Origin of the sequence: Dyadobacter koreensis (assembly GCF_900108855.1) — a bacterium.
Classification (GTDB): domain Bacteria; phylum Bacteroidota; class Bacteroidia; order Cytophagales; family Spirosomataceae; genus Dyadobacter; species Dyadobacter koreensis.
On the sequence record NZ_FNXY01000010.1, the window covers coordinates 340124 to 364872 of the forward strand.

The 24749-nt window shown below is 41.8% G+C and carries 19 protein-coding genes; 10 read left to right on the forward strand and 9 right to left on the reverse strand.

Annotated elements, in window-relative coordinates; all coding sequences use genetic code 11:
* Positions 1–95 precede the first annotated feature (95 nt).
* The 7 genes from BMY70_RS28335 to BMY70_RS28365 form a co-directional block, all read right to left on the reverse strand.
* Positions 96–1484 carry a putative oxidoreductase C-terminal domain-containing protein gene (locus BMY70_RS28335; protein ID WP_090341399.1) on the reverse strand — a complete coding sequence of 463 codons (1389 nt, stop codon included), beginning with the start codon at positions 1482–1484 and terminating at the stop codon, positions 96–98.
* A gap of 75 nt (positions 1485–1559) precedes the next feature.
* Complete coding sequence (locus BMY70_RS28340) at positions 1560–2330, reverse strand: glucosamine-6-phosphate deaminase (protein ID WP_090341401.1); 771 nt, start codon at positions 2328–2330, stop codon at positions 1560–1562.
* 108 nt (positions 2331–2438) lie between these two features.
* Positions 2439–3632 carry an N-acetylglucosamine-6-phosphate deacetylase gene (nagA, locus tag BMY70_RS28345; protein WP_090341403.1) on the reverse strand — a complete coding sequence of 398 codons (1194 nt, stop codon included), beginning with the start codon at positions 3630–3632 and terminating at the stop codon, positions 2439–2441.
* 186 nt (positions 3633–3818) lie between these two features.
* Positions 3819–5141: a sugar MFS transporter gene (locus tag BMY70_RS28350; protein ID WP_090341404.1), complete on the reverse strand. Its 1323-nt coding sequence runs from the start codon at positions 5139–5141 to the stop codon at positions 3819–3821.
* A gap of 21 nt (positions 5142–5162) precedes the next feature.
* Positions 5163–6563: a Gfo/Idh/MocA family protein gene (locus tag BMY70_RS28355; RefSeq protein WP_090341406.1), complete on the reverse strand. Its 1401-nt coding sequence runs from the start codon at positions 6561–6563 to the stop codon at positions 5163–5165.
* Between the two features lie 289 nt (positions 6564–6852).
* The gene (locus BMY70_RS28360) at positions 6853–7857 is read right to left on the reverse strand and encodes a Gfo/Idh/MocA family protein (protein ID WP_090341408.1); all 1005 of its coding nucleotides are present in this window, start codon (positions 7855–7857) and stop codon (positions 6853–6855) included.
* A gap of 184 nt (positions 7858–8041) precedes the next feature.
* Positions 8042–9100, reverse strand: coding sequence for a LacI family DNA-binding transcriptional regulator (locus tag BMY70_RS28365; protein ID WP_090341410.1), 1059 nt, complete (start codon positions 9098–9100; stop codon positions 8042–8044).
* Positions 9101–9553: 453 nt separating this feature from the next.
* Here BMY70_RS28365 and BMY70_RS28370 point away from each other — a divergent pair, with 453 nt between their 5' ends.
* The 9 genes from BMY70_RS28370 (at position 9554) to BMY70_RS28410 (ending at position 22447) form a co-directional block, all read left to right on the forward strand.
* The gene (locus BMY70_RS28370; RefSeq protein ID WP_090341412.1) at positions 9554–10270 is read left to right on the forward strand and encodes a DUF6250 domain-containing protein; all 717 of its coding nucleotides are present in this window, start codon (positions 9554–9556) and stop codon (positions 10268–10270) included.
* A 71-nt stretch (positions 10271–10341) separates the two neighbouring features.
* Entirely contained in the window at positions 10342–10911 is a 570-nt protein-coding gene (locus tag BMY70_RS28375) for an RNA polymerase sigma factor (protein ID WP_177197148.1), read from the forward strand.
* 364 nt (positions 10912–11275) lie between these two features.
* Positions 11276–12217 (forward strand): FecR family protein, encoded by a 942-nt coding sequence (locus tag BMY70_RS28380; protein WP_177197149.1) that lies wholly within the window; start codon positions 11276–11278, stop codon positions 12215–12217.
* A gap of 154 nt (positions 12218–12371) precedes the next feature.
* Positions 12372–15806 (forward strand): TonB-dependent receptor, encoded by a 3435-nt coding sequence (locus tag BMY70_RS28385; RefSeq protein WP_229209812.1) that lies wholly within the window; start codon positions 12372–12374, stop codon positions 15804–15806.
* A 30-nt stretch (positions 15807–15836) separates the two neighbouring features.
* Positions 15837–17432 carry a RagB/SusD family nutrient uptake outer membrane protein gene (locus BMY70_RS28390; RefSeq protein ID WP_090341420.1) on the forward strand — a complete coding sequence of 532 codons (1596 nt, stop codon included), beginning with the start codon at positions 15837–15839 and terminating at the stop codon, positions 17430–17432.
* Between the two features lie 67 nt (positions 17433–17499).
* The gene (locus BMY70_RS28395; RefSeq protein WP_229209814.1) at positions 17500–18888 is read left to right on the forward strand and encodes a sulfatase family protein; all 1389 of its coding nucleotides are present in this window, start codon (positions 17500–17502) and stop codon (positions 18886–18888) included.
* Positions 18889–18997: 109 nt separating this feature from the next.
* Positions 18998–20488, forward strand: coding sequence for an arylsulfatase (locus tag BMY70_RS28400; RefSeq protein ID WP_090341424.1), 1491 nt, complete (start codon positions 18998–19000; stop codon positions 20486–20488).
* 160 nt (positions 20489–20648) lie between these two features.
* A complete protein-coding gene (locus BMY70_RS28405) occupies positions 20649–20837 on the forward strand; it encodes a hypothetical protein (RefSeq protein WP_090341426.1) in 189 nt (62 codons plus the stop codon).
* 170 nt (positions 20838–21007) lie between these two features.
* Positions 21008–22447 carry an arylsulfatase gene (locus tag BMY70_RS28410; protein WP_374754730.1) on the forward strand — a complete coding sequence of 480 codons (1440 nt, stop codon included), beginning with the start codon at positions 21008–21010 and terminating at the stop codon, positions 22445–22447.
* A gap of 9 nt (positions 22448–22456) precedes the next feature.
* Here the strand turns inward: BMY70_RS28410 and BMY70_RS28415 are convergent, their stop codons facing one another.
* Positions 22457–22906, reverse strand: a complete 450-nt coding sequence (locus tag BMY70_RS28415) for a nucleoside deaminase (RefSeq protein WP_090341430.1) — start codon at positions 22904–22906, stop codon at positions 22457–22459.
* Positions 22907–23014: 108 nt separating this feature from the next.
* Here BMY70_RS28415 and BMY70_RS28420 point away from each other — a divergent pair, with 108 nt between their 5' ends.
* Entirely contained in the window at positions 23015–24082 is a 1068-nt protein-coding gene (locus BMY70_RS28420; RefSeq protein ID WP_090341432.1) for an aminotransferase-like domain-containing protein, read from the forward strand.
* On the opposite strand, the gene BMY70_RS28425 is transcribed toward BMY70_RS28420, so the two are convergent.
* Positions 24079–24699: a response regulator gene (locus BMY70_RS28425; protein WP_090341434.1), complete on the reverse strand. Its 621-nt coding sequence runs from the start codon at positions 24697–24699 to the stop codon at positions 24079–24081. The two genes, BMY70_RS28420 and BMY70_RS28425, sit on opposite strands and share 4 nt — an antisense overlap.
* Positions 24700–24749 lie beyond the last annotated feature (50 nt).

Here is a 24749-nt window from a genome sequence, read left to right on the forward strand (position 1 = left end):
GCTAATCCATTGAAATTCAGGATTTCTGAGCCTCGTTAAGGAAAAAGCGATACGGAATTGGATTCCGTACCGCTTTCCTCACAAGTTATTAAATTTTATTTACCAGCTTTCGCTTGTTTCAAAGCTTGCGTGGTTGTGTAATATTTTGAGATCATATTAGGGACTTCCCACTCAGGCAACTTTCCTGCTTTCAGATATTCCATATACTTGTTTGCAACCTGTGCGAAGTGCGATTCATGACCTGTATCGTATTTCGCAGGAATGGTGATTTCCCAGCCTTTCGTATTTTTCTTTAACTCGATGCCGGGAAATTTGTCCTGAACAGTTTTAAAGCTTTTCGTAAGGGCTTCTTCATATCCCTTATCTTTCGAAACTTGTTCAATATAAAGTACTGGCTTATATTTTTGATCTTTTCCCTGACGAACGATAAGGTTTGCTTTCGAGCCTTTCATGATCGAATAATGTGTATCACCAGTTCCTTCCGGCGCCTGGAAATTCCATATTACCGAAACTTTGGCATGAACGCCTTTCAATGTGTAATTAATCTCCCCATTTGAATATACATTCAAAATGCTGTCCTTGACATCTTTTTTCAGGAACTCAGGATAGGTGTCGCTTTTTGTGACCAGCTTGAATTGCGAAGGTGTCATCTGAGTTGCAGAACGCTTTGTTGAGAGTAATTTTATATCTTTCTGATAATCGAGCGTCACGTTCGGAAAGCAGCTCCATTGTACCAAATCTACCAAATGTGTAGTTACGTCCACCATTCCTTCACCTTGCTGGTTGACATCGAAAAACCAGGTTGGGCGAACAAGTGCTTCGCCTGAAATATATTTAAAAAAGTGGTGAACACTTTCCTTTGCAACTGCCGGATCTGAGGGGGTTCCTTTTTGCAGGTCTCCAAAAATATCCGGAAGTTCGGCTAATTCCCGCTGCAAAGTATTAGTGATTTCATAACGCTCGGTCATAATATCGTAAAGCAAAACTTTGTTTTTCTCAGCGCTTGTAAATGCTTCTTTTAATAAATCAAACCCTGCAGCATCGATTGCCATTGGTTTGTCTGCCAGAACATTCAGACTCGCGTCAACTGACTTCTTAATGAAATCGGTTTTTTTCTGATTGTTTCCAGCCAGAACAACAACATTTCCTTTCTTCTCGGACAGCATTTTTTCCAGGAAATCCGGACCCGTATATACTTTCTCTTCCCACTTAGTCGGGTCTTCAGCGCGCGTATTGTATTTTTCTACTTTGTCGAGATATGCTTTGACATCCGGGCCTTCGGAAGCGTACACATGCACGAGGGGATTTACATCGGCATACATTGATTTTTGTACCAAAGCCGCATGAAAGTGGCCAGGTTCAACAACGATCAGACTTAACGGTTTTTCCTCTTTTTGATCAGATTTTTCTTCTTTTTTGGTAGTACATCCCTGATTCAATGCAATGATACCGGTTAAAGCGATTGTCAAAAGTTTTCCCTTCATGTAATATTAATTGACAGTGGAAAGTTGAAAATGATTAATCTTATCTGTTCGGGTCAATAAAAAGAAACCCGGCTTTTACTTATAAGACGAAATTTCTGTCAATCTCCCCGCACTATCTTTGTCAATATATAAAATTGCATCGGGATGGTTTCGAAGAATCGTGGATGGATATTCTTCACTGATTTCATCTTCAATAGTATGCTGGACCGCCTCGGCTTTCTTTTGCCCGGGTACAATCGCATAAGCATACTTGGCTTTCAACAAAGCAGGAATCGTGATGGTCAGCGCGTTAGCAGGAACTTCGTTAAAGGAATTAAAACATGCATCGTTAACCTGCTGTTGTCTGCATGCATCATCCAGACTCACCTGTTTCACAATAAGCTCGTCATCAAAAAAAGCCACATGAGGATCGTTAAAAGCGAGATGACAATTTTCGCCGATTCCCAGGCATACAATATCTGTTGGGAAATCAGTCAGTAATTTTGCGTAACGGTCACATTCGGCTTCAATATCAACTGCATTGCCATTCAGATAATGGACAGAATGCAGCGGGATCTTATCAAACAGCCGTGTTTTAAGAAAATAGCCAAAGTTCTGCGGCGCATCACCCGCAAGCCCGACATATTCATCCATGTGAAAAGCGTTAACTCTCTCCCAGGCAATATTTTCTTCTTGCGATAAAACGGCGAGAAACTCGTTTTGTGAAGGTGCTGAAGCAAAAATGATATTGATAAATTCCTTTGTTTTTAACAATTCTCTGATTTTAGCTGCGACAGTTCGGGCCGCAACAGTACCCATTTCCTGTCGGGTCTCGTATATTTTTACTTCTAGATTACCGGCTTTCATTTTATGATATTGGTTAGGTTTTTAAACGCGGAGTCAAAGTAGTTCTGTGCAGAGTTACGCCGTGTTTTTGTTAATAGAGAGCAGCGGAATTCCGTGTTAAAACTCATTTTACTTTACGTTTAATGCGTCGTGAACAACACGACCGCCAATTATTGTTTTTTCAATCTGGATATTTTCATTGAAAATCACGATGTCGGCATCTTTTCCGGCAACAAGCGATCCCTTCTGGTTATGGACATTCATGATTCTGGCAGGCGTCAGCGTAATCATTTTGACGGCGTCCAATAGCGAAACATCGGCCAACTGCATCATATTTCGAACCAGTCGATCGGCGGTAGCAACACTTCCGGCAAATGACGAACGATCTGGCAACTTGGCCACACCGTCTTCCACGATAACTTTTAAGCCTGTTTTTAAAGGCCCGAGAACACTGTCACCCTCAGGCATTCCGGCCGCGCGCATGGCATCAGTTATCAGAGCAATGCGGTCAGGGCCTTTTATTTTCATGATTAATTTCAGTAATGGGGCTGGCAGGTGAATGCCATCTGCAATAATTTCCACATCCATTGCATCAATAATAAAAGCACTTTCAATCACACCAGCATATCTGAACGCGTTCCTGCGCGTGACTCCCGACATCCCGGAATAGAGGTGAGTCGCAAGAGTATAACCATTTTCAAAGCCTTCTAAAACCTCTTCGTAGATTGCGTCAGTATGTGCTAAGGCTGCTAAAACTCCTTTCGATTTTAGATATTTCGCAAATTCGATGGCGCCTTTTAATTCAGGTGCAGCACTCCACCGGGTTATGGATGAGGAATGTGCAAGCACTTCCTGATATTCTTCCGGATCCGGATCGCGGATGTAACGTGGATCCTGAGCGCCGCGCTGGTTCATTGCGAAGTAAGGCCCTTCGAGGTGCATTCCTAAAAACTGAGCTCCCTTTTTATTGCTTTTATTCGCTGTTTCATATAGGTCCAGTGTTTTTAATAAATCTTTTTTTTCACTGGTCAATGTGGTCGGTACCATTGCGGTTGTTCCATATTTCACATGCGTTTCTGCAATCGTGAGAAAGGCTTCTTCGGTACCGTCCATAAAATCAAAGCCTCCGCCACCATGAATATGGAGATCTATAAAGCCTGGTGCTATATATTTTCCCGAAGCATCAATCTCTAAAGCATTTGAAACTTCAATATTTTTTTCACTTACTTCCAGAATTTTACCTTCCTCGAGGATAAGACAACCGCCGCTGATAACACGGTGAGGCGTCAGTATTTTTCCGTTAAATATTTTAGTTAAACTCATTCTGTTTTTATTTAATCAGACAGTATTTTCAGTATGTCGTCATCTGAGTTCTGTCAACCTTTCAAGGTTTTGATCCGTGTAAGACTGCTGTTTCCTGTAATATTGTCGTCTTTTCGGAATCTAAAATCGGAGTTTTGGTCAGCGTTTTTCTGATTTGATAATAGGTTACTTGATTTATACCTATCGCTAAACCATCCATTCCCGGATTTTATGTCCTCTGACAGCATAAAAAACCAGATATAGATAACAAGGGAGAAGTACCCAGTAGGCGGTTCTTACGTCGTACAAGTCTGCGATGTATCCATAAAATAACGGCATGATCGCGTTTCCGCATAAGCCCATGATCATGATAGACGCACCAAGTTTTGTAAATCGTCCAAGGTTATCAAGTGCCAGTGGCCATATACCCGCCCAAACCAATGAATTGGCAAATCCTAAAAGCACTACAAACCAAATCGAAATATCTGTTGAGTGACCAAGGAAATTGATTTGGCCGCGGGTGAAAATAATCAGCAGCGTAAATAATGTCCCTAAAAGTGTACAAATTCTCAAAGCATTAACCTGGCTGATAATTTTAGGAATCAGCGATATCCCAATTAAATAACCACAAATCGTGCAGAATAAGGTATAAGAAGGAAAGACCTTGGCTTCTAACAAATTAATTCCCATCGAATTGGCATAACTGATGATCGTATCAATGGCAATCACCTGCGTTCCCACGTGAAGGAAAATCGCAAGAGCTCCCAAAATCAAGTGAGGAAATTGAAAAATACTTGTTTTACCAGCATTTGCACTTGCTATTTCTTCGCTCTCATGTTCGGTATCGATTTCAGGCAGGGGAGATTTGTAAACGAGAAAACCGAGAACAAAAAGAAAACTTCCCAAGCCGATATAAGGATTAATCACGCGGCGTATTAATTCATCGAGTGCTGCGCTTCTTTGCACATCGGTCATCGATCCCAGTTGCGCGAATAAATCGGTATCCGTCGGTCGGAGTATCACCGCTGCAAAAACAATTGGTGATAAAATTCCGGCAGCTTTGTTACAAATCCCCATAATACTTATGCGTTGCGCCGCTCGTTCTTTGGCGCCGAGAATGGTGATATAGGGATTAGCCGCAGTTTGTAAAATCGCCAAACCAATCCCGATCGTAAACAGTCCGAGCAGGAATATTTCGTAAGTCCGGGACATGGCCGCAGGGACAAAAATAAATGCTCCTGCTGCCATACACCAGAAACCAATCATCATACCTTTTTTAAATCCAACCGCTTTCAGCAGAAAAGAGGAAGGAACAGACATCACGAAGTAGGCAATGTAAAATGCAAACGCAACCAGGTAGGCCTGAAAACTGGTAAGCTCACAGGCTATCTTAAAATAAGGTATAAGAATCGAATTGACCCAGGAAACGAATCCGAAGATAAAAAACATCAAGCCAATGATCAGAATTGAGATCATCGTTTCGCTTTTATTCAACTGGTTAACCTGGATAGCGGTGGATTGAGCACTCATTTATATCAATTTTTAACTAAATCAAACGGTTGGTTCCCATCCTTTGGCATATTCCCGTTTCCACAACTTTTCAGCTTCCTTGTTATTTTTGATATGCCCGTTTTTAGGATCGATTTCCAGTGAACCGCCAGAGCGGACGGCGATATTGCCAAGCTGACAAAGAAGCGTACTTTGATGGCCGCCTACAATTTCGGCGTTGACAGTGACGCCCTTTTTTATTCCGTCGAAAAAATTCTGAATATGGATGGCATCCAGCGCCTGAGATGGGTCCATTTTATTTCTTGCATCAATCTTGTAATCGTTTTTGACATCTTTTACAAGTTTGTTTTCCAGGTCATAAACTTTGTAGGAATTTCCCGGTTCAATCTGAATGGATCCTGTCTCTCCGTAAAAAACAACACCGACACTTGCACCTTCGATGGTTCTTCCATTACAGCTTCGGCCTTCCCATGTCATGCCTTTGTCGTTGCCGAAATCCCAGCTGATAACCTGCGTATCAGGTGTTTGCCAGTCATCCTTGTAACGGTATCTGCCGCCGGATGAAGTGACGTGGGTCGGGTATTCAACACCTAATCCCCAACGCATCAAATCAACCATGTGTGTCCCGTTATTCAATGCCTCGCCCGTTCCCCAGTTCCAAAGCCAGTGCCAGTTATAATGAACAAGATTATCCTTATAAGCGGTTCTCGGCGCAGGGCCCTGCCATAATTCATAATCCAGCCACGACGGAACGGCTACTTCTTTTCCAATTCCTATTGAAGCTCGATTGTTCGTATACCAGCCCTTTGCAAAATAAGGGCGCCCGATTGATCCGTCGATAACTTCCTTCACTCCCGCCGCCACATTCGGCCAAGAGCGGCGCTGATTGCCCATTTGGATCACATTTTTATATTTTTTTGCGGCAGCAACCAAAAGTTCTCCTTCATTAGGATTATGACTGCAGGGCTTCTCCAGATAAACGTGTTTTCCAGCTTTCGAAGCCAAAATTGCAGCTGGTGCATGCCAGTGGTCAGGAGCAGCGACAACAAGTGCATCCACATTTTTATCTTCCAGCGCTTTCCTGAAATCAGGTTGGCTTTTTGGTTTAGAACCGGAAAGTTCCTCGACCTTTGCAATACATTTCGCCGCCGCTCTTGAATCTGTATCAGACACAGAAACTACTTCGCAGTTGGGCTGTAAGGCATAATTACTTGCCAACGCAAATCCGCGGCTGTTTACACCCATCATCGCAACCCGAACTTTCTCATTTGCACCTACGATTTTCGCATAACTTTTCGGACTGAAACCCGGTAATATGCCGCCAAAAGAAAGTAAGGCCGTTCCTGCCAACGTCTTTTTTATAAATTCCCGTCTGGTATCAACTGATCCAGAATTCGATGATGCCGAGAGAGCGCTGCTGTTTATGTCATTTTTATCTTCCATGCGGTCAGGTGTTTAAATTTTCAAATAGGAGCAGAATTATTTAATATCTGCCAGAGATATAGAAAAGTAATGATCGAAGGATACTTACTTATACTTCGATGCCAGGAAATCGGGTCGTAAAGGTTTGTTTTTCTGTTGTTTAAGCCAGATTTTTTGATTAACAAGCCGGTAAGTTTGAAAAAGCAGCTTGTAATTTTCCAACCTTAACTGTTATACGTTTAAGTGAAATTTGAAAAAAACGATAATTAGGCATCGTCAGTCTGTTATGTGTCACACAAATTCTACCTGTTCACTTTTTTTTCGCTTTGGTCATCACACTTTCCAATGTTACACTTTTTCCTCCCTGGCGTTTACTTTCATCAGCAGCCTCCATAAAAGCAAAAATCTCTATTGTTTCGTCTGGTGTCACTGGGACTTCTCCCGTTTTGAAATATTTAATAATATCAATTAAAAGAGGCTCATAGCCAGCATATGGGCCTAAAATCTTGTTTCCATCCTGCGTAAAAACCGTTCCGCCGTAATCGTGTTTTCCTGTTCTGGTCCCCCGGAAAGTTCCGGTTCTTCCATCTGCCCAAACGCCGACAACGATATCTGTATCCGGCGTACTTACACGGCTTACACTTTTGCAACCGGTGCCCATAACGGTGTACAATGTCTCGACGCCATGGATTCCGTACCAGAAAAAATCAGGGTGTGTTTTTTCAAGTGTAGCCGGGCTATACGTATCTGCGCCAAGGACTTTTGCTTTATCAATTCCTTCAATTCCCTTGATATAACGAAGGGAAGACGCCGAGAAAACCGGGATTTTGTATCTTTTGGAAGCCTCGTAAATGGCGATCGTATCCGACAAAGTTCCAGCGACGGGTTTGTCGATAAACATTCTTTTTCCCGCCTTGAAAACTTCCAGCGCTTGTTCCAAGTGGAGCCGGCCGTCATTTGTTTCAAGTAAAACGACGTCGACTTTTGACAACAGGTCTTTAACAGAAGAGGTAATTTCAACGCCAAGTTTTTTTACCTCTTCTGTGTAACCTGCAATTCTTTTTACACTTGACTCAATGTCCTTGCTTCCCTGCGGATAAGCGGCTACAACCTTGTAGCCATCATATAAGGGATCAGGCGAGGAAGCATTCAATGCCTTGGCAAAAGCTACACTGTGCGATGTGTCCAGCCCGATAATCCCGACTCGTTTTCCCTCTGCTGAACTGGCAAAAGCGGAGAGATTATCAACGAGTTGCAGGCCGATACCAGTAAAGACAGCGGTTTTAATGAAAGATCTTCTTTTATAAGAATCCATCAATATAAAGATATAGGTTTAGGAATAGCTCCGAAAAACTAATTTCGGGTACGTACCCGTAAATATACAAACATATTTTTAATACCAGCATTTTTTGAAAAATATATCATAAATTCTGTCAAAATGTATGATAGGCTATCGTTGTAATGCGATAAGACGTAAAACCAACTATTTTATCGGAAATTCAGTTTTGATAAAACTCGTAATTTTCTTTAGTGATAATATCGATAGGCATATACTGGATATTATCAACAGAGCCACCCATCACCAGTGTCTGATACAAAGCCATAACTGCGCGATAGGCCTGTTCTTCCGGCTTGTGGCAAATCAGAAAATCGATAATGCCTTCATTCAAATACTGGATATTTTCTTTGATAAAGTCGTAGCCGATCAGGGATATATTGTTTTTGTTTTTATTTTTTAGAAAGGTCGCAACGGTGAAAACCCTGGAATTGGTCACAAAAATTGCTTCAATATCTGTGTGGTCATGGAGAACAGAAGTCATATGTTTGGCAACAGACAGATAATCAGTTTCCTTAATGTCGATCCTGACAATTTCATTACCCATTTGGTTATCGTTGAAATAAGATCTGAAACCTTCCTCAATTTGCAGATAATTGTAATTTTCGATTTCTTTTGAAATATTAACGACCAGGACCTTTTTGTTACTTTTCATGCGGTAAGTCAGTAATTTTGCACCTACGTACCCGCTTTTTAACAAATGCGGACCGATATAGGAAAGGCTGCGCTGTTCAGGAATATTGGAATCGATAAAAACGTACGGAATTTTAAGCTTTTGACATTCTTCCGTAAAATTCCTGGCTTGCTCGATGAAAGAAGGTGAGAGCATAACGCCGTGTACACCTCTTTCCAGGATCAACCTGGCTTGCGTCACAAACGAGTCTTTATCGCTAAGATCAAAGAAATATGGGATCGTCTGAATTCCATACTGCTTTATTTCGGCATCGGCCCGCTGAATTCCGCGTAAAGGCACCTCCCAAAAATCCGTTTCTTCGGAAACACGCGGAATAAGTACAGCCAGAATAATAATATTTTTTGAAGCCAGGCGACTTGCCAGAATATTCGGCTGATAATCCAGTTCTTTTATGATCTCATTGATCTTCTTTTTCGTTTTTTCCGAAACGCCGGTGCGGTTATGAATCACCCGGTCGACTGTCGCAATTGAAACGTTAGCTCTGCGGGCAATTTCCTTTACACCAAAATACGTCGAATTTTTTTCCATTTAGTTTAAATTAATAGCTGATCTGAATACCTGAATTTTCCAGATCCAGCAAAAGCAATGCATTGGAATAGTAGATAATATCGAATGTAGCCAGGCTTTTGTAAATAACAAAAAAAGATATTGGTCATTGGATCCGGGGAATGATAACAAATGATTTGTCAGAAAGAAATTGAGAACCATTTTTAGATTTTTACATTGGCTACGATTTTACCCACCCTTAGGTTTGACCGCTCCGATGATCACCGCCATGTTAATTAGCCACGGATTATATTGCATACGCAAAATCAGAAGGCGGGGTTTCTCGGAATATATCCTGGTAACATCTATTCTTATCCACATCCAACGCTTGTTGCATCTTTGATTATCTTAATTATTACGTCGCGGGCTTATTTTTCATCTTTGCAAAAACAATATCTGCATCTTTTGTACGGCAGATAAAATTTAACAACGAAAATGTCATTTCCAATTATGTTGAAAAATATTACTAAATCAATATTCATCTGTGTTGTCATTTCATTATTTACCGTAGTTTTCTCTTTCGGGCAATCGGAAAAAAGGAAACTGATTTATTCTGACAACTTTGAAAAAACTTTGACTTCCAAAACCTGGATACCTGAAATTGCACCGCAACCTAATTCTACCGTAACGGTCGATCAGGGAAAACTGATTCTGGATACACAGGGAGGAGTCACGGTATGGCTGAATAGACCTCTAGCTGGAAATGTTGAAATCAATTATGACTGGACGGTTATAGTTGCTGGTGGGAAAAATGACAGACTATCAGATTTGAACCAGTTTTGGATGGCCAATGACCCTGAAAACCGGAATTTGTTTACACGAAACGGCGTCCTGGAAGCATATGATTCGCTGGCTTTGTATTACGTTGGAATGGGTGGAAACGCAAATACAACGACCAGATTTAGAAAATATCCGGGAAATGGCGAGCGCATTTTAATTCAGGAGTATCTTGATAAAGAGCATTTATTAATGCCGAATCATACATACAGGATCAAAATTATAGTCAAAAATGGAGTTTCAGAATTTTGGGTAGATGGGGAGAAATTTTTCTTTTACAAAGATGCGGCTCCATTGACAAAAGGTTATTTCGGATTCCGCTCGACAAAGTCAAGGCATTTTATCGACAATTTCAGGGTGTATCAACTGGAATAAAATTTTATTAATTTATATAACCTATATAATTAATAGATTATTAAATTTGCCACCTAAACAATCTAAATAAGTTGGCAGATACTATTCAACACGAGCAACACTTACTTTACGCTTTGTCTCAAAGTGATGAATGTGCTTTTGCTGAAATTTATAAAACATATTGGAAGTTACTTCATGATACTGCCTATAAGCGTTTGGGTGACGAAGATCAAGCCAAAGATGTTGTCCAGGACATTTTTGTAAAACTTTGGGATCAGCGGGAAACCTTGGCAATTGATAACCTCAAAGCTTATCTGCAAACAGCTGCAAGGTATCAGGTTTATAACCTGATCTCAAAACAGCAGGTGAATGACACATACTTCAAATATTTATCTTCGTTCGAAGCCTCGTTCGCGTCGGCGGATCAAAATGTTATTTATTCAGAATTACAGGAAAAATTCGGGTCTGTATTAAATAAAATGCCTGTTAAAAGAAGAGAGGTTTTTGATCTCCGTTACGAAGAAGGATTAACAACCCAGGCCATCGCAGATAAATTGCAGATCACGCAAAAAACAGTTCAAAACCAGTTAATCAAGGCGGTTGATACGATTAAGGAGGCTTTGTTAACAATTTTTATATTGGTCGGTTTTTTATTTCAATAATCAAGTTCCATAGGTTATTTCCGTGCTCTGCACCTTTTTTGATTTATCGAGATACTTCTGGCTCTACAAATATTTCCAGTGCTACGCACCTTTTCGTTTTTTGCAGAAGGTGCGTAGCACCGAGCTACTTGTAGCAATAACAGAATAAATCATTTTCCCAAAGGTGCAGCGCACCGTAATAATTAATCCTCAAATCTTGCCAACGATCCAGCATTTATAATTTTGCATTTTTAAAACACGCATTTGAAAAAATAAAACTTTTTTCAAAGCCACGTAGGACTTTTCTGTTTTAGCTTGACTAGTTAGTATATAGACTAATAGTTAAGTGGATAAACAGTTACTTACTGACCTGATAAATAAGTTCTTGAATAATCAGACAACGCAAGAGGAAAATGAACTCCTCAAAGCGTACGACGATTCATTTGACAAAGAATCTGCGCCCGAACTTTCTGAAAATAGTAAGGAAAAATTAGAAAGTGAGATTTTTCAAAAAATCACATCCAGAATTCAAAAAGACCGGGAAAAGAAAATCATTCGGCAAGTACAGTTCAGAACTCTGCTTATGGCGGCGTCGATCGTGCTCGCGCTTGGTATTGGCTGGCTTTCGTACACACAATGGGATTCCATCCTCAATTTAGTTTCTCCGGTTGAGTACACGGAATTACAGGTCCCCTCCGGGAAATTATCGAAAATCACTTTGGCGGATGGCACTCAGGTTACGCTTAATGCCGGAAGTAAATTGAGGTACCCGAATAAATTTCGCGGAACACGTCGTGAAGTTCGCTTAGAAGGAGAAGGTTTTTTTGAGGTAACCAAGCGATCTGATCAGCCTTTTGTGGTTCGTACAGACCAACTTCATATACAGGTTTTGGGGACAAGTTTCAATGTCCGGTCATACAGGGAAGACACACGTATGGAAGTTTCCGTCGTCACTGGTAAAGTCTCAGTAGATTCCAATGAAAAAGGACAATCCGTATTATTGACGCCACAGCAAAAAGCCAGCTATACGGTTGCAACAGGCAAACTGGAAAAGGGTGAATGCGATAGCACGGACGAAATTGCCTGGCAAAATGGAATTCTGAATTTTAGAAATAACTCCATGAGAGAAGTTGCGCGTGTACTCGAAAGAAAATTTGCCATTAATATCCAGCTCGATGCCAAGATGGAAAACTGCAACGTTTATGCACAAATTGGTAACGAGCCTGTTGATTTAACACTCAAAGCGTTGACCAGGCTGATGGACGCAAAACTTAAAAAAATTGATGACACATATCATATCACGGGTGCTGGCTGTACTTCAATTTAATCTGCTATGAAAAAACAGAATCCCCCATAACTAAAAAAACTCCCTGCCTAAACAGGGAGCAAAATCAAATGGATAAGGTAACAGTGAAATTGTCAGGCCTCGGAAACCAACACTTTTTCACGCATCATGAACACTTAATTTAATTTTTAAAAGTATGAAATCAATATCGTTTACCAAACGATCTTATCTTTTTGCGATGAGGATATCCGCTGTTTTTATGCTGATAATGACGATTGCAAGCGCAGTTGCTTTTTCGGATGTGGCTCAGGCACAAAAACTTCTCGAACAGAAAACATCCTTTGCTGTTCAGAACAAATCGCTTGCGGAAACGCTCGATCAATTGTCTTCACAGACAAAAGTGAAGTTTATGTATTCCGCCGAAGTCTTGAAGAAGACGAATAAAGTTTCTGTTAATGCCAAAAATCAAACAGTCAAATCGATCCTGACCAGTATTCTGAAGCCAAACCATCTTGACTATGAAGTTGAAGGAAATTACGTACTGATCAAGTCAGAAGTCGTTAAGGCTGTTCCGGCGAAACAGGCTAACGTTGTGAATATTCCGGCAGCTGATGCGAAGGATATTCTGATAAAAGGTAAGGTGACGGATGAAAAAGGAGAAGCTTTGCCAGGCGTTAATGTTCTTGTAAAAAGCAGCAAAGTTGGAACTTCAACCGATATCAACGGCGATTTCCAGCTTAATGCTCCGGAAAATGGAACGCTGGTTTTTTCTTTTGTAGGATATAAAGCGCAGGAAGTTGTGATTGGGAACAGCGATAATATCTCAGTCAAACTGGCTCCGGATCAGAGTGTGCTTGATGAGGTTGTTGTAGTCGGTTACGGAACGCAGAAAAGAAATAGTCTGACCAATGCAGTGTCTACTATTTCAGGCGAAGACGTTGCGCGTCGGCCGGTTTCCAATATTCAGCAGTCGTTTCAGGGACTTATGCCCGGTGTGGCGGTAAATGATCTGGGAGGTTCGCCGGGGAAATCAAATGCAACGATTCGGGTTCGCGGCATAACAACTTTTAATATTAACAGCAATAGTACAAGCGGTTACGATCTTGGAAAAAATGATGCATTAATTATTGTTGATGGTATAGAGCAGCAATTAAGTGATATCAATCCTGACGATATTGAATCGGTCTCAGTTTTAAAAGATGCAGCCTCAACTGCGATTTATGGTTCCCGCGCTACAAACGGTGTTGTTTTGATTACAACAAAAAGAGCAAAAGGAAGCAAAATTCAGGTGGATTATCATGGATATTATGCACTTCAAAAATCAAATAATGTTCCCAAAATGATGGGTTTGGAAGCTTATATGCGTGAACAGGTTGCAGCCTTTACCAACGCCGGAGCCGCGGTTCCGGCGCGCTTTACGGAAGAATCTATTCAGGCCTATGTCAATGCAACGGACCGGGAAAAATATCCTCTGCCGAATACATGGTTTGAAACTTTATTACGCACTGCCCCACAGCAAAATCACAGTTTATCGATCGCTGGGGGGAATGATGTTTTACGTACACGGCTAAGTATACGCTACCAGGATCAGGATGGTGTCATTCAGGGTTTTGGAAATAAAATCGGCGAGTTCAGGCTGAATTCTGATTACGAGGTTTCTAAACGAATCCGTGTTAGCGCAGATATTAATTATCGATATAACGTTACAGAAAATCCAACGACCAATACGGATCCGATTACAGGAACAGTAACCCAGCCGCTAAATAATTTCTTTCACGGATCTTTGTGGGCAGTTCCCAAATACGCTGACGGAACATATGGTTTAAGTACCCAGGGAAATAATCCTCTGATGTTTTTGGAAATTGGCGGACAATCTTTACAGAAAACGGATTATCTGGCAGGTTACGTAAAAGGAGAATTTGAAATTGCGGAAGGGCTGACTTTCTCTACACAAATCGCCGGTCGAGGGCTTTTTACGCAGCAAAAAAACTATACAAATTCGTACGTTAATACGGATAAAAACACCAACATAACTAAAACGGTCGCGATCAATTCCCTGTATGAAAACAGGAATAACCTGCGTGAATACACAATCAATAATTTGCTGACCTATGAGAAAGGTTTTGGTAATCATAATTTGAAAGCATTGGCAGGCTATTCTCAGATTGGAAATACGCAAACATTTCTAATGGCTTATCGTGAGCGTTTTTACAGCAATGATATCGGGTCGATCGGTCAGGGGGCAAATGATGCTACAAAAAACAATTCCGGCAGAGACGCTGAGTATGGTCTTAGATCATTTTTTGGTCGTGTAAATTATGATTACGACGGAAAATACTTACTCGAAGTGAATGGCCGATATGACGGATCTTCGAAATTTACAGGTTCAAAACAATACAGCTTCTTTCCATCATTTTCTGCGGGATGGCGTATTTCAAAAGAGAAATTCTGGCAGGGACTGGAGAGCACGGTCAATGATCTGAAATTCAGAGGATCATGGGGTGTTACCGGAAATCAGTCGGTAGATCTTTATAGTTATTATGCAGCCTTGACAGCTGCCGGATACAGTTTCGGCGGAGTTCCGGTTCAGGGATATCGTCAGAATACTTTGGCTAATACGAATCTTGGATGGGAATCTACAACGCAGCTGGATTTAGGCTTGGACGCATCGTTTCTTCGCAAAAGATTGAATCTTACCATTGATTATTATCGTAAACAAACAGACGACATATTGCTGAATCTGGACATTCCTTCTACGATCGGGTTAACTGCTCCGCCGCAAAATGCAGGTTCTGTGGAGAATAAGGGTTGGGAATTCAGTCTGAATTATAGAGGCACTCCGTCAGCTGGTGGTTTCCGCTACAATTTCGGTGGAAATTTGAGTATCAACCAAAATTTAGTCACGGATCTGAAAGGTACAGGTCCATACATCGCAGGTTCTGATATTGACCCTCGTTATATTATTAAAAAAGGTTTGCCGATTAATACGCTCTGGGGGTATAAAACTGACGGTTTGTTCCAGACACAGCAGGAAATTGTTGATTACAAGGCGACCTATGCGGCGAATACAAAACCGGGTGATGTTAAATATGTCGATTTAAACGGCGATGGAAAAATCGACGCGAATGATATGACGAATATCGGAAACTCATTTCCAAAGTATACTTTCGGAGTGAATGCAGACTTTTCTTACATGAACTTCGACCTGAATATCCTTTTCCAGGGCGCCGCAAAAGTGGATTCACGCCTGGCAGGTGCTTTGGCCGAAATGGGAAATCAGGAAGGTTTTACGCATGAGATTTACACCAATAATTACTGGACTCCGGAAAACCCGAACGCACGTTTCCCACGCCCGGTTAAATATGACCTGCGCAACGTGGCTACTTCCGACAGACTGGTCCTGAATGGCTCTTATTTGCGATTGAAAAATGTGCAGCTGGCTTACAATGTGCCAACACCATTAGCACAGAAAATCCATTTGAACAGAGTTCGTGTTTATGTTTCTGCAACTAATTTATTTACGATTTCAAAGCTGAACGAATGGAATCTGGATCCGGAGGCACCGTCCGGACGTGCGGTTTACTACCCGCAAACAGCGTTATATACGGCTGGTTTAAACCTTCAATTCTGATCGTAAAAAATATTCTAAGTCTGAATAATTATGAAAAAATATAAAATAAAAACCCTGATTCTGTTTGTTCTGGCAATTTCTGCGGGCGCATTGGTTTCGTGCGACAATGATCTTTTAGAAACTGTTCCAAACGATCGTCTTTCTGTCGATGTTTTCTGGAAAACCGAAAATGATGCGAAACTGGCTGTCAACGCATTGTATCTGGATCTGGATAGCACTAACATTGTGACCTGGGATGCACTGACGGAGATCGCCCATACGAACCAGAACTTTGATGTCCAGGCTTATATTGAATTAGGTGCGTATGACGCGACCAGTTCCAAACTTTACAATGAATGGAGAAGAGCTTACCGCGGTATCCGTGCGGCCAGTTATTTTCTTGAAAATGTTGATAAAGTTACATCCACCAATACGGCTCTGATAAACCAGTTGAAAGGAGAAGCGAAAACTTTACGTGCCTATCAGTACATAAAACTAGCAGGATTTTTTGGCGATGTTCCATTAGTCACGACGTCGATAACAATCGAAGAAGGACGAACTTTGACGCGTACCCCGGTTTCTCAGATATGGGATTTTATTGATAAAGAACTTACTGATGCAGCGGCACTTTTACCGACAACTTATCCTGCTTCAGAAAAAGGAAGGGTAACGCAGGGAGCTGCGTTAGGATTGGCAGCCAGAGCAAATTTGTTTGCAGGTCGTTATCAAAAGGCAGCGGACGCAGCGGATAAGGTAATTAAATCGGGCGTTTACGGACTATATGATTCGTATGAAAAATTGTTCAGTTATGCTGCTGAAAACAATAGGGAAGTTTTGCTTGACAGACAATTTATCAAAGACAATTATCGAATCAATGTTTTTTATCTGTTGGGACCGTATAGCCAAAAGAACAGTCAAAGCAGTTATGTGCCGACCAAAGCGTTGGTAGACCTTTACGAAACTTCAGATGGGAAGAAAATTACAGACGCAGGCAGCGGTTATAGTCCCGCAACACCCTATCTGAACAGAGATTCACGTCTGAAATATTCGGTTTTTCTTGATGGCGATATTCTGCCAAGCGGGATCGCTTTTAAACCACAGCCTACGAGCGGAACTGCGGATGCGGTCGGGAGTACTTACATTGCTTCGACGACAGGATTTAATATTAAAAAGTATATCCTTAACGAAGATTTTGCCGATCCGACAAACAGCGGGATTAACTTCATTTTGTTGCGTTACGCGGAAGTGTTGCTCACTTATGCAGAAGCAAAAATTGAATTGGGACAAATAGATGCGTCTGTATTAAGTGCGATTAACATGGTTAGAAATGGTAGAAGTGACGTTAAGCAGCCTTCTGTAACAGCAACTTCACAAACTGATTTACGCGAGATCGTTCGTCGGGAGAGAACTGTTGAGCTCGCTTTCGAAGGCCAGCATTTATTTGACATCCGTCGTTGGAAAACCGCGGAGAAAGTAATGCCAGGGCCTGTTTACGGTATCACATATAAAGATGCTACGGGTGCTTTGGTAACTATTCAGGTTGTTGCCGTCAATAAAGTTTTTGACGCAGCTCGTCATTACCTGTGGCCAATTCCACAAAAAGAAAGAGATTTGAATCCATCGTTAACACAAAATACAGGTTGGTAATATGCTGATAGTTAAAAAAATAAGAGTCGCTCTTTTGTCATGTTTCGTTTTAGGTCTAGCAATTTTTATGGTGGCTATGGCGCCGAAGCCAGCGTCCAAAACACCGAATATTGTCTTGTTTTTTATAGACGATATGGGTTATGGCGATTTGTCAGTTACCGGTGCCTTGGGTTACAAAACCCCGAATATTGATAAACTGGCAGCCGAAGGAACTCGGTTTACAAATTTTATGGCCGCACAGGCCGTATGCAGTGCCTCCCGTGCTGCGCTGTTGACAGGCTGTTATCCAAATCGCGTAGGTGTTTTCGGAGCATTTGGGCCAAAAGAAAGAGTAGGACTTAATCCGAAAGAAGAAACGATTGCAGAAGTTTTGAAAGCAAATGGTTACGCAACCGGTATTTTTGGTAAATGGCATTTGGGAAGTGATTCCATTTTTCTGCCCTTACAGCAGGGTTTTGATGAATATTACGGCGTTCCATATTCTCACGATATGTGGCCGCTGCACCCATGGCAGGAAAAAGCGCAGTATCCGCCGCTTTTCTGGATCGAAGGAAACAAGCAGGTGAAAGAAATTAAAAACCTGGACGATGCAAGTTTCATCACGCCAAGTGTAACGGAACGCGCAGTTTCTTTTATCAAGAAAAATAAGAAAAAACCTTTCTTTCTGTATGTTCCTGAGCCGATGCCGCATGTTCCGTTGGCCGCTTCTGCTAACTTCAAAGGCAAAAGCGAAAGAGGGATTTTTGGCGATGTAATTTCGGAACTGGACTGGTCTGTGGGACAAATCATGAAAGAACTGAAAACGCAGGGGCTGGATGATAATACCATCGTAATCTTTACGAGTGACAATGGACCCTGGTTAAATTACGGCGATCACGCAGGTTCGGCTGGTGGTTTCCGTGAAGGAAAAGGAACGTCCTATGAAGGCGGACAGCGCGTTCCGGCAATTATCCGCTGGCCAGGGGTGGTGCCTGCCGGAAGAGTTTCGAACAAATTATTGTCGAACATCGATATTCTGCCAACGCTTGCAAAACTGACCGGCTCAAAATTGCCAAAAGAGAAAATCGACGGAATTGAATTTGTTGACTTACTGAAAGGTGACGATACGAAAACTCCGCGTGAAAATTTGCTTTATTATTATCGTAAAAACAGTCTGGAAGCTGTACGCAAACATGACTGGAAATTAGTTTTCGCACATCCTGGCCGTACTTATGAAGGCTCATTACCTGGTAAGAACGGTCAGCCGGGACCTGCTCCTGAAAATCATGAAATTCCGCTTGCGCTGTACAACCTTGCACGTGATCCGGGTGAGCGCTATAATGTATATGACCAGAATCCGGAAATTGTAGCTGAGTTGGAAAAAATTGCCGAGGCTGCGCGTGAAGATCTGGGTGATGATATTCAGAAGCGAACTGGGAAAAATAACAGACCATTGGGTTCGGCTGTGAAGAATTGAATTTTGCTTAAAAATAGAGTGAAAAGGAGAGAAGCAGGGTTTTCATAACCTGACTTCTCTTGCTCGTTCATATACCCTGACATTTCCTAAATTCTATCACTTTTTTAGTATGAAAAGTAAAGCGATAATGTTGCTGGTTTTAATTTCCGTTGTTCATCTGCTGCTCGGCGAAAATTTATCCCTTGCCCAAAAAGCATCACGAAAACCTAATATCATTTATATCTACGCCGATGATATGGGTTACGGAGAACTGGGATGTTACGGGCAGAAAAAAATCAAAACGCCCAATCTTGACAAACTGGCCGCAGAGGGAATCCGTTTTACAAAACATTATACAAGCACTCCCGTTTGTGCACCCGCACGCTGCATGTTACTGACGGGTCGCCATGGAGGTCATTCCTTTATTCGTGGAAATTACGAAATGGGCGGTTTTCCTGATGATAAAGAGGGCGGACAAATGCCTTTGCCGGAAGGAACCGTAACCATTGCAAAAGTTTTGAAAAATGCCGGATATGTAACGGGTGCTTTTGGTAAATGGGGTTTGGGTATGTCCAACACAACCGGAGATCCGAACAAACAAGGCTTCGATCATTTCTACGGATATCTGGATCAAAAACAGGCACACAACTATTATCCAACACATTTGTGGGAAAACGGAAAGTGGGATACGCTGAATAATCCTGTCATTGATGTACACAGAAAACTCGCAGCAGATGCGCCTGATAGTGCATTCAATTATTTTAAAGGCAAGGAATACGCCATTGATAAAATTGCCGGTAAAGCCCGGCAATTTATCACAGATCATCAAAAAGAAAGCTTCTTTTTGTATTTACCAATGACGATTCCACATGTCTCGTTGCAAGTTCCGGATGAGGCTGTCAAAGAATATATCGGGAAGTTTGATGAAAAGCCATACCACGGCGAAAAGAATTATGCTTCTACGAAATACCCGCTTTCGACGTACGCGGCTATGATTACTTATCTCGACAAACAGGTTGGGGCAATCATGGCTCAGGTTAGGGAACTGGGCCTGGATGAGAATACGATCATAATGTTTTCCAGTGATAACGGCGCAACCTTTAATGGCGGGACAGATGCTGATTTTTTCAACAGCGTAGCCGGATTGCGTGGTTTGAAAATGGATATTTATGAAGGAGGAATCCGTGAGCCTTTCATTGCCAGATGGCCTGGCAAGATAGCAGCCGGAAAAACATCAGATTTTGTATCTGCCCAGTTTGACATGTTTGCCACTTTCTCGGATATCGCAGAAATCCAGGCGCCTCCGTCCGACGGTATATCTTTATTGCCTGTATTAACAGGCAAAGGCAAACCAAAAGACCGGGAATATTTATATTTTGAATTTAGTGAAAAATCGGGTGAAATAGCCATTCGCTTTGCTGATTTTAAAGCTGTGAAAAGTAATATGCGAAAAAATAAAAATGCTTCTTGGGAATTGTATGATATGCGTTCCGATGAAAAAGAAACGACAGACATTGCCTCAAAGCATCCGGATATTATCGCAAAATTGGAAGCGATTGTAAAAAAAGAACATCTGAGTGCGACTGTTAAGGAATGGGAATTTATTGATCCGAAATTCTAAGAATATTATTGTCCGGCAGCCTTTCTCAATTCTCTCAAAATCAAACCATCGTGCCTGTTGCGGTTAAAACGAGTACTTTTGATTTGAAATAATTCCCCAAAGCCCTTGTGAGTATCAAAACAAAATATTTACTTTGTCTATCAAATAAGTAGAGTATTTAATGCAAATTCATCGTTACAAACTGAGAACAGTGAACGATATTGAGTGCAACGATATATCCACTCCTGATACCCGGGAGACAGCGCAACCCGGACATGCCGGATTTTCGGTGGTTGTCAATTCAAGCTTGCCCGGCTGGGCTGTCGCTGGGTATCAGGAGCGGCGAATTTTTTCAGCAATTGCCCGATAGACCTCAGAAGTTTCTTCCTTTACAATCTAAAACGATTTCTTATGTCAGATCGTTTTAAGAAATCTGAATTTTTCGGGTTCAGGCAGACACAAATATAACATCTACCGGCACATTCTTTTGCAGGAGTGACGAAACACGAAAACCCGGTTTAATATAATTCAGTGATGATAATAAAAAAATTCCTAGTCCTGGCGTCCCTGACAATTTTCATTTCACTTGAAAATTTATACGCTCAAAAAGCCAAAACAAGACGGCCCAACATCGTTTTCATTCTTGCCGATGACCTCGGTTATGGTGACGTTGGTTTCAATGGACAAAAATTGATAAGAACCCCCAACATCGACCGTTTGGCAGCAGAAGGCGTTAAATTTCCTCAGTTTTATGCAGGAACCTCTGTTTGCGCTCCCTCGCGCTCTTCGTTGTTGAGCGGAAAACATACGGGACATACCTACATCCGGGGAAATAAAGGCGTCGATCCGGAAGGGCAGGAGCCTATCGCTGACTCGGTAGTGACCGTTGCAGAAGTTTTGAAGAAGGCTGGATATGTCACGGGTGCTTTCGGGAAGTGGGGGCTCGGACCGGTCGGTTCTTATGGCGATCCGAACAAGCAGGGATTTGATCAGTTTTATGGATATAATTGCCAAAGTCTTGCACATCGGTATTATCCCGACCATTTGTGGGACAACCAGAAAAAGGTTGTTTTGGAAGAAAACCAAAATTTAATTTATAACAAACAATACGCGCCCGATCTTATTCAGAAACAGGCACTGGATTTTGTTGAATCCAGAAACGCAAAAGAACCATTCTTTTTGTTTCTTCCTTATATCTTGCCTCATGCTGAACTGGTCGTTCCTGAGGACAGCATTTTTCAATACTATAAAGGAAAATTTGACGAGGAGCCCTACAAAGGAGCCGATTATGGTGCTGGCGCGAAAGACGGAGGTTATGCGTCACAAAAGTATCCGCATGCAGCATTTGCCGCCATGGTTTCCCGGCTTGACCTTTACGTTGGTCAGATTCTGGATAAGCTGAAAGAAAAAGGGCTCGATAAAAATACGCTGGTAATCTTCACAAGTGACAACGGTCCGCATATCGAAGGTGGAGCTGATCCCGTATTTTTTCATAGCAGTGGAAGTTTTAAAGGCGTTAAACGGGATCTGTACGAAGGCGGAATCCGTGAGCCATTTGCTGCCCGCTGGCCAGGCGTTATCAAACCGGGAACAACAAATAATTTTGTCGGCGCTTTCTGGGATATTCTTCCTACGTTCGCGGAGCTGGCCGGGGCCAGAATACCTGCACACATTGACGGAATTTCTTTCGTGCCGTCAATGACCGGAACTGGAATTCAGAAAAAGCACGACCATTTATATTGGGAATTTCATGAACAGGGCGGACGTCAGGCGGTTCGTCAGGGAAATTGGAAAGCAGTAAAATTGAAAGCAGCGGAAAATCCAAACGCGCCCGTTGAGCTTTATGACCTTTCAAAGGATTCAGCAGAGCGCGTCAATGTGGCAACTGAGTTTCCCGATAAAGCAAAAGAGTTAGGCAGGATTATGAAGCAATCGCATATTCCTTCGGCAATATTCCCGTTTGGGAAGGAAGGAAAATAAATTCGTTTGCTACAATTTTCTGCATTCCTCTTCCATAATTCCCGAAATTATAACTGGCGGTATTCCCCATTTGTGAATTGTGGTATCCAAAAGCAATGGGTGCTGCGAGCTAAACCCGCCATATTCGCCTGTCGTCAATGCAAAGACAATAGTATTGATTTTTGTATGCCTGATCATGTAGGAGCACATAATGCAGGGTTCATGTGTCGTATATAAGATGCAGTCTGATAAATCCTGGCTTTTCAAAAACTGCGATGCTTTTCGGATAGCTTCGATTTCGGCATGAAAAGTAATGTCAAGATGCGCCTTTCCGCCTTCGATGCCTTCCCCGATAATTTCTCCATTTTTGACGATAATCGAACCTACCGGACTTTCGCCATTATTTTTTGCAATGTTTGCGAGGTCGATGCAGCGGTGCATAAAATGTTTGTGTTTAAGCAAATCGCCGGACTGGGTCATAAGGTTATAAATCCAAAATAATTGGCTGTCAATTTAAGTTAATTTGAAGGAATTATGGTATTTTGATACTCCTGAATTAATATTCTATTTTGTTATTTTCTACTGATTATGATCGATTTTCGCTATAATTATCCAATTCTTCGATCTCAGCATCAGCTTTTAATGCAGGCATTATCGGAGCTGGAGCAGGATGAAAGTTACATGAAAATGGCGGTACCGGGCGGGCATCCGGAAGACAAAAAAGTAGCGGCAGACTGGCTTTCGAAACCCGGCTTTCCTATTGCTGCAGATGCTGTTGTAATCGGGTGTGGCGGGCATCATGCACTTTCAATGATTATTCTTGCTACCGAATTATCCGGCGGAAAAGTTCTGGTTGACCCTGTTACCTATAACGGTTTCATCGGGTTGTCCTCCATGTTTAATATCACATTAATTCCTTGCCCGGTTGATGAAGATGGGTTGCGGCCGGATGTGATCGCAATGCTATGCAAGGCTGAAAATATAAAGGCTGTTTACCTGATGCCAACCATTCATAATCCGCTTTGTTATATTATGCCTTTGCAACGCAGACAGGAAGTTGTTGAGGTCGCCCGTCAGTTTGATCTGCTGCTGATCGATGATGACGCATACGGATTTCTGGATTCTGGAGCATTGCCAAGTTTCGCTCATTTGGCTCCTGAACGTGGTTTTTATATTTACAGTTTTTCGAAAATATTGGCCCCGGGTATAAAAACTTCTTACATAGTAACACCTGAGAAATGGAAATCGCAGACTGAAAATGCAGCTTGGATGACTTCCAGTGGTTCGGTAACTTTATATAACAGACTTGTAAGCAATTGGGTAAAACAAGGAATTGTTGAAAAAGTTATTGAAGAGAAACGTCAGGCCGCCGCGGAAAAGCAAAGACTGGCTGCCAATGTTTTGAAGAAATATAAATATTTGACGCAGGTGTCAAGTTATCACTTTTGGATTCCGTTACCGCAGTCTGCAAATGCCAGGCAGTTTGGTGAAAGATTATCTGAAAAAGGTGTTGATGTGGTAACAAGTGCAGCGTATAACGTTACCGGCGACACCAGTTATAACGGAATTCGTGTTGCGCTAGGGAACGTTCCCGACGAAAAAGTACTGACAGAAGGACTGATGATCATTGAAGAAAGTTTGGCCGGTCTATTTTAGATCAGACCTAATGTTGCTGAAATTTTGATAAGCGAAGCTGTGTTTCCAACGTCAAATTTCATAAGCAGATTTGCACGGTGACTGTTGACAGTAGTGACACTGATAAATAATTTTTCGGCAATTTGAGGATTTGTAAGCCCTTCTGCGATCAATACGAGTACCTCTTTTTCACGTCTCGTCAAAAAAGGAATTGTTTTGGGCGTAATATCCGCTGTGGGATTTTGGTCAAAATTTACGTTCATAAAATAACCGCCCTGTTGCACCTGCCGGACCGCTTCCAGAATATCTTCCTTGCCCGAACTTTTGATAAGATAACCACAAGCGCCATTTTGAATCATACGGGATATGTAAGATCGTTCGCTAAATGTGCTTAAAGCCAGTGATTTAACATTGGGAAACTGCTCTTTTATTTTTTTGCAAAGGTCAATTCCACTAACATCGGGCAGGTTGATATCAAGAAATGCTATGTCTACTTCGTTATTTTTCAGAAAAGCAATAGCGTCAAATGCATTGGATGCTGTCCCGGCGATTGTGATGCCCTCACTGTCATGAAGTAAAGATTTCAAACCTTCAACAACCAAGGGGTGATCGTCCACAATAAGTATTTTAATAGCCATCTTTCAGTTTTTAAGATTTCATAAATGCCTTAACCGGGAACGTTAAAAGA